Source organism: Saccharopolyspora oryzae, from assembly GCF_027853915.1.
Taxonomy (GTDB): Bacteria; Actinomycetota; Actinomycetes; order Mycobacteriales; family Pseudonocardiaceae; genus Saccharopolyspora; species Saccharopolyspora oryzae.
Map to the genome: position 1 here is coordinate 45879 of NZ_JAQGLA010000048.1, position 6426 is coordinate 52304.

A 6426-nucleotide genomic window follows, 5' to 3' on the forward strand; every position below is an offset into this window, starting at 1 on the left:
CCGGTGCACCCAGCGTGACCGAGGACACCACTCGGTCCACGGATCTACCCACACCTGGGGATAACTCTGTGGATGGTGTGGATAACTCGACGCCACCGGGCGAGGCCGCCGGAGCCGGGGATGGTCCCGGGTTGAGTGGCCCCGATCTGGCACGCGCCGCGCTGCAGGCCGCCCGCGAGCAGTCCGCGGCCCGCCGCAAGGCGCTCAAGAAGAAGGGCGGCAAGATCCGCCCACGTCGACGTCGTGGCTGGTCGGGGCCCGGTCCGGACGATCGGGACCCGCAGCCGCTGGGTCGGCTGGCGGCCCGCATCGCCTCCGAGCACGGCTGGACCGAGCACCTCTCCGGGGGCCAGGTGTTCGCGAAGTGGTCCTCGCTGGTCGGCGCCGACGTCGCCGAGCACACCAAACCGGTGGCGCTCAAGGACGGCGAGCTCACCGTCCAAGCCCAGTCCACCGCCTGGGCCACCCAGCTGCGGCTGCTGCAGCGGCAGATCCTCAAGCGGATCAGCGACGGAGTCGGCCGCGACGTGGTCCGTCGCATCAAGGTGCAGGGGCCGGCCGCGCCCAGCTGGCGACACGGCCCGCGGCACGTCCCCGGCCGCGGCCCGCGCGACACCTACGGTTGATCCGGTCAGCGCCGGAGGTGCAGGTGATCGGGCTGCTGGGGCGGTGGCGACGCCCGGTTCCGGCGCGATCGCCGGGGGCGGGGAGCGGGCCCCGGCGCCGGAGCGGCCTGACGGGCGGCCGATCGCCGCCGAGATCCCACAGGCGCCGCTCGCGGCTCTCGGATGGTGGATTGATTCGAGTTCTTCGCTCTGTGAGCAAGTCAGGGGTGTCCTTGCCCCACTTCTGTCCGGGGAGACCAGTAGAATCGAACCGGGTGTGGCCGAGGCGTCCACCAGACAGCGCATCGGTGTGGTGCGCGGAACCGGCCGACCGGCCGGTGCGGCGCCAGCAGACGAGAGTCGCCCCGAAGTGGTCAGCGGTGCGGGACGTGGCGCGTTCGAACCGGCATCGACCGATCACCCTGACAGCACAGTCGGCTCAAGGAGAAATCGAGGCCCGTGGCACCGAAGAAGAGCGAATACAACGCTTCGTCCATCACCGTTCTTGAGGGCCTTGAGGCCGTCCGCAAGCGTCCGGGCATGTACATCGGTTCGACCGGTGAACGCGGTCTGCACCACCTGGTGTGGGAGGTCGTGGACAACTCGGTCGACGAGGCGATGGCCGGGTACGCGACCACCGTCGAGGTGACCTTGCTCCCCGACGGCGGCGTGCGCGTGGTCGACGACGGCCGAGGAATCCCGGTCGACATCCACCCGGTGGAGAAGAAGCCGACCCTGGAAGTCGTGCTGACCGTGCTGCACGCGGGCGGCAAGTTCGACAGCGACGCGTACGCGGTCTCCGGTGGTCTGCACGGCGTCGGCGTCTCGGTGGTCAACGCGTTGTCCACCGCGCTGGAAGCGGAGATCCACACCGGCGGCACCGTGTGGCGGCAGCGCTACGAGGACTCCAAGCCCGTCTCGGAGATCGAGCGCGGGGAGAAGACCGACAAGTCCGGCACCAGCATCACCTTCTGGGCCGACCCGAACATCTTCGAGACCACCCGGTACAACGCCGAGACGATCTCGCGCCGCCTGCAGGAGATGGCCTTCCTGAACAAGGGCCTGACCATCATCCTGCGCGACGAGCGGGTCGAGGAGGAGGACGCGGCAGGCGAGGACGCCAGCGGCACCACCGCCCGCGCCAAGGAGCGGACCTTCCACTACCCGGGCGGTCTGGAGGACTTCGTCCGGCACATCAACGCCACCAAGGAGCCGATCCACAAGAAGGTGGTGGCCTTCACCGCGTCCGGGAACGGGCACGAGCTGGAGATCGCGATGCAGTGGAACTCCGGCTACAACCAGTCGGTCTACACCTTCGCGAACACCATCAACACGCACGAGGGCGGCACCCACGAGGAGGGCTTCCGCTCCGCGCTGACCCGCGTGGTCAACGCCTACGCGCGGGACAAGAAGCTCATCAAGGAGAAGGACGGCAACCTCACCGGTGACGACGTCCGCGAGGGCTTGGCCGCGATCGTGTCGGTGAAGGTCCGCGAGCCGCAGTTCGAGGGCCAGACCAAGACCAAGCTGGGCAACACCGAGGTCAAGTCGTTCGTGCAGACCACCGCGTTCGAGTGGCTGACCGACTGGTTCGAGCGCAACCCGGCCGAGGCCAAGGTCATCGTCAACAAGGCGGTCTCCTCGGCGCAGGCGCGGATGGCCGCGCGCAAGGCCAAGGAGCTGGTGCGCCGCAAGAGCGCGATGGACATCGGCGGCCTGCCGGGCAAGCTGAAGGACTGCCAGTCCAACAACCCGGAGGAGTGCGAGCTCTACATCGTGGAGGGCGACTCCGCGGGTGGCTCGGCCAAGGAAGGCCGCGAGTCGCGCTTCCAGGCGATCCTGCCGCTTCGCGGCAAGATCATCAACGTGGAGAAGTCGCGGATCGACAAGGTCCTCAAGAACAACGAGGTCCAGGCGATCATCACCGCGCTGGGCACCGGCATCCACGACGAGTTCGACCTGTCCAAGCTGCGGTACCACAAGATCGTGCTGATGGCCGACGCCGACGTCGACGGCCAGCACATCCGGACCCTGCTGCTCACCCTGCTGTTCCGCTTCATGCGCCCGCTGATCGAGAACGGCCACGTCTTCCTGGCGCAGCCGCCGCTCTACAAGATCAAGTGGCCGCGGTCGGAGCCGGAGTACGCCTACAGCGACCGCGAGCGCGACGCGCTGCTCGAGGCGGGTGCCGCCGCCGGCCGCAAGCTGCCGAAGGACGACGGCATCCAGCGCTACAAGGGTCTCGGCGAGATGAACGCCGACGAGCTGTGGGAAACCACGATGAACCCGGAGACCCGGCTGCTGCTGCAGGTCTCGCTGGACGACGCGGCGACCGCGGACGAGCTGTTCAGCGTGCTGATGGGCGAGGACGTCGAAGCCCGGCGCTCGTTCATCACCCGCAACGCCAAGGACGCCGGCTTCCTCGACGTGTGACGCCGACGCGCAGGCCAACCACCGAACTCTCCGAATAGCAAGGGACGAGCATGACGGAAATCCTGCCGCCGGAACACGGCCGGATCGAACCGGTCGAACTCCAGCAGGAGATGCAGAACTCCTACATCAACTACGCGATGAGCGTCATCGTCGCGCGCGCCCTCCCGGACGTGCGCGACGGGCTCAAGCCGGTGCACCGGCGCGTGCTGTACGCGATGTACGATTCGGGCTTCCGCCCGGACCGCGGGTACGTGAAGTGCTCCCGCGTCGTCGGCGACGTGATGGGCAACTACCACCCGCACGGCGACTCGGCGATCTACGACACCCTGGTCCGCCTGGCCCAGCCGTGGTCGATGCGCCACCCGCTGATCGACGGGCAGGGCAACTTCGGTTCGCCCGGCAACGACCCGGCCGCGGCCATGCGGTACACCGAGTCGCGGCTGGCCCCGTTGGCGATGCACATGCTCGCCGACATCGAAGAGGACACCGTCGACTTCTCCGACAACTACGACGGGCGCACCCAGGAGCCCGACGTGCTGCCGTCGCGGTTCCCGAACCTGCTGGTCAACGGCGGTGGCGGGATCGCGGTCGGAATGGCGACCAACATCCCGCCGCACAACCTGCGCGAGGTCGCCGACGGCGTCGTCTGGGCGCTGGAGAACCCCGAGGCCGACGACGAGCAGCTGCTCGAGGCCCTGATGGCGCGGATCAAGGGGCCGGACTTCCCGACCCACGCCCAGATCCTGGGCACCAACGCCATCGCGGACGCCTACCGCACCGGCCGCGGCTCCATCAAGATGCGGGCCGTCGTCACCATCGAGGAGGACAGCAAGGGGCGCACCACGCTGGTCGTCACCGAGCTGCCCTACCAGGTCAACCCGGACAACCTCATCGAGAACATCGCCTCGATGCACCGGGAAGGCAAGATCACCGGCATCTCGGACATCGCCGACGAGTCCAACAGCCGCCGCGGCATGCGGATCGTCGTCACGCTCAAGCGCGACGCGATCCCGAAGGTGGTGCTGAACAACCTCTACAAGCACACCCAGCTGCAGACGACCTTCGGCGTCAACATGCTGGCCCTGGTCGACGGCGTGCCGCGCACGCTGCGGCTCGACCAGACGATCCGGTACTACGTCAAGCACCAGGTCGAGGTCATCGTCCGGCGCACCAAGTACCGGCTGAAGAAGGCCGAGGAGCGCGCCCACGTCCTGCGCGGTCTGGTCAAGGCGCTGGACATGCTGGACGAGGTCATCGCCCTGATCCGGCGCTCGCCCACGGTGGACGACGCGCGCACCGGCCTGATCGAGCTGCTCGACGTCGACGAGATCCAGGCCAACGCGATCCTGGAGATGCAGCTGCGCCGCCTGGCCGCCCTGGAGCGCCAGAAGATCATCGACCAGCTGGCCGAGATCGAGCGGGAGATCGAGGACCTCAAGGACATCCTCGCCAAGCCCGAGCGCCAGCGGCAGATCATCCGCGACGAGCTGATGGAGATCGTCGACAAGTACGGCGAGGACCGGCGCACCAAGATCGTCCCGTTCGAGGGCGAGGTCTCCATGGAAGACCTCATCGCCGAAGAGGACGTGGTCGTCACCATCACCCGCACCGGGTACGCGAAGCGGACCCGCACCGACCTGTACCGGGCGCAGAAGCGCGGCGGCAAGGGAGTGCAGGGCGCGGCGCTGAAGCAGGACGACATCGTGTCGCACTTCTTCGTCTGCTCGACCCACGACTGGATCCTGTTCTTCACCAACAAGGGCCGGGTCTACCGGGCGAAGGCCTACGAGCTGCCGGAGGCCAACCGCACGGCCCGCGGCCAGCACGTGGCCAACCTGCTGGCGTTCCAGCCGGACGAGCAGATCGCCCAGGTCATGCAGATCAAGGACTACACCGCGGCCCCGTACCTGGTGCTGGCCACCAAGAAGGGGCTCGTCAAGAAGTCCAGGCTGACCGATTTCGATTCCAACCGATCGGGTGGTCTCATCGGCGTCAACCTGAAGGAGGACGACGAGCTGGTCGGCGCGGTGCTGTGCTCCTCCGACGACGACCTGCTGCTGGTGTCCGCCGAAGGCCAGTCGATCCGGTTCCACGCCACCGACGACGCGCTGCGCCCGATGGGCCGCGCCACCTCGGGTGTGCTGGGCATGCGGTTCAACGACGGTGACGAGCTGCTGGCCATGGGCGTCGTGCGCGAGGACCGGTACGTGCTGGTCGCCACCGATCGGGGCTACGCCAAGCGCACCCAGATCGACGACTACCCGGTGCAGGGTCGCGGCGGAAAGGGTGTGCTGACTCTCCAGCACGACAACAAGCGTGGCAGGCTGGTGGGGGCGCTCATCGTCGAACTCGACGACGAGCTCTACGCGATCACCTCGAGCGGTGGGGTCATCCGCACCACCGCCAAGGAGGTGCGCAAGGCCGGCAGGCAGACGAAGGGGGTTCGTCTGATGAACCTCGACGAGGGTTCCGCGTTGGTGGCCATCGCGCGCAACGCCGACGAAGCCGTCGACCCGGACGCTGCGGGGCCGGAGCAGCAGAAGTAACACTGTGGGAGACCACGCCGCACACCGCCGACGATCACCGAAGGATCGCTCGTGACATCTTCCGAGAAGCCGGAGTCCTCGGGCCCGCAGGACGCGGACCAGGCTTCGGTCAGCACGCAGACAGTCGACAGCACCGCCGAGGCGGACACCGAATCCGGCTCGGCGGCCGCGGAGGCCGCCAGCGGTGAGGAGCTGAACGGCACGGAAACGCCGCCGCCGTGGCAGCGCGCGTCGGCGTCGGCGTCCGGGGCGGAAGGCACCGATTCCACCCCGGGCACCCCGGTGCCGGACGTCGACGACACGCAGACCATCCCGAAGCAGTTCGCGGACCAGGAGACCGTGCGCACCAAGGTGCCGCAGTCGGCCCGGACCACGGTGTCGTTCACCGGGGCCGGCGCCGGGTCCGGGAGCAGCGCGCGCAACGCGTCGACCCCGTCGGCGCGACGCCCCAGCCGGGGACCGCGCCGGGCCAGCCTGCAGGTCAAGCGGGTCGACCCGTGGTCGGTGCTGAAGCTCGCGCTGGTGCTCAGCGTGGCGCTGTTCTTCGTCTGGATGATCGCGGTGGCGGTGCTCTACGGCGTGCTCGACGGCATGGGCGTGTGGGAGCAGCTCAACGGCACCTTCAGCGAGCTGACCCAGCCCGACGACGCGGCCGCCGAGCCGTTGATCAGCGCCGCCAGGGTGTTCGGGGTCGCCTCGATCATCGGCGCGATCAACATCGTGCTGGTGACCGCGCTGGCGACGGTGGCCGCGTTCATCTACAACGTGGCCGCCGACTTCGCCGGCGGCGTCGAGATCACCCTGTCCGAGCGGGAGTGAGCCGCTGACGTGGCGATTCCGGT

4 protein-coding genes are annotated in these 6426 nt (G+C 68.5%); all 4 read left to right on the forward strand.

What is annotated here, in order from left to right; translation table 11 throughout:
* Positions 1-77 precede the first annotated feature (77 nt).
* The 4 genes from OU415_RS24395 (at position 78) to OU415_RS24410 (ending at position 6403) form a co-directional block, all read left to right on the forward strand.
* Entirely contained in the window at positions 78-626 is a 549-nt protein-coding gene (locus tag OU415_RS24395) for a DciA family protein (protein WP_270951507.1), read from the forward strand.
* Positions 627-1064: 438 nt separating this feature from the next.
* Positions 1065-3038 carry a DNA topoisomerase (ATP-hydrolyzing) subunit B gene (gene gyrB / locus OU415_RS24400; protein ID WP_270951503.1) on the forward strand — a complete coding sequence of 658 codons (1974 nt, stop codon included), beginning with the start codon at positions 1065-1067 and terminating at the stop codon, positions 3036-3038.
* 50 nt (positions 3039-3088) lie between these two features.
* Positions 3089-5584: a DNA gyrase subunit A gene (gene gyrA, locus OU415_RS24405; protein ID WP_270951504.1), complete on the forward strand. Its 2496-nt coding sequence runs from the start codon at positions 3089-3091 to the stop codon at positions 5582-5584.
* A gap of 51 nt (positions 5585-5635) precedes the next feature.
* On the forward strand, positions 5636-6403 hold the full coding sequence (locus OU415_RS24410) for a DUF3566 domain-containing protein (RefSeq protein WP_270951505.1): 768 nt from the start codon (positions 5636-5638) through the stop codon (positions 6401-6403).
* The last annotated feature ends 23 nt before the right edge of the window (positions 6404-6426 follow it).

Excerpts from the sequence above, each read along its gene's own strand:
- gyrA (WP_270951504.1), top strand. The coding sequence starts at position 3,089 with ATGACGGAAATCCTGCCGCCGGAACACGGCCGGATCGAACCGGTCGAA.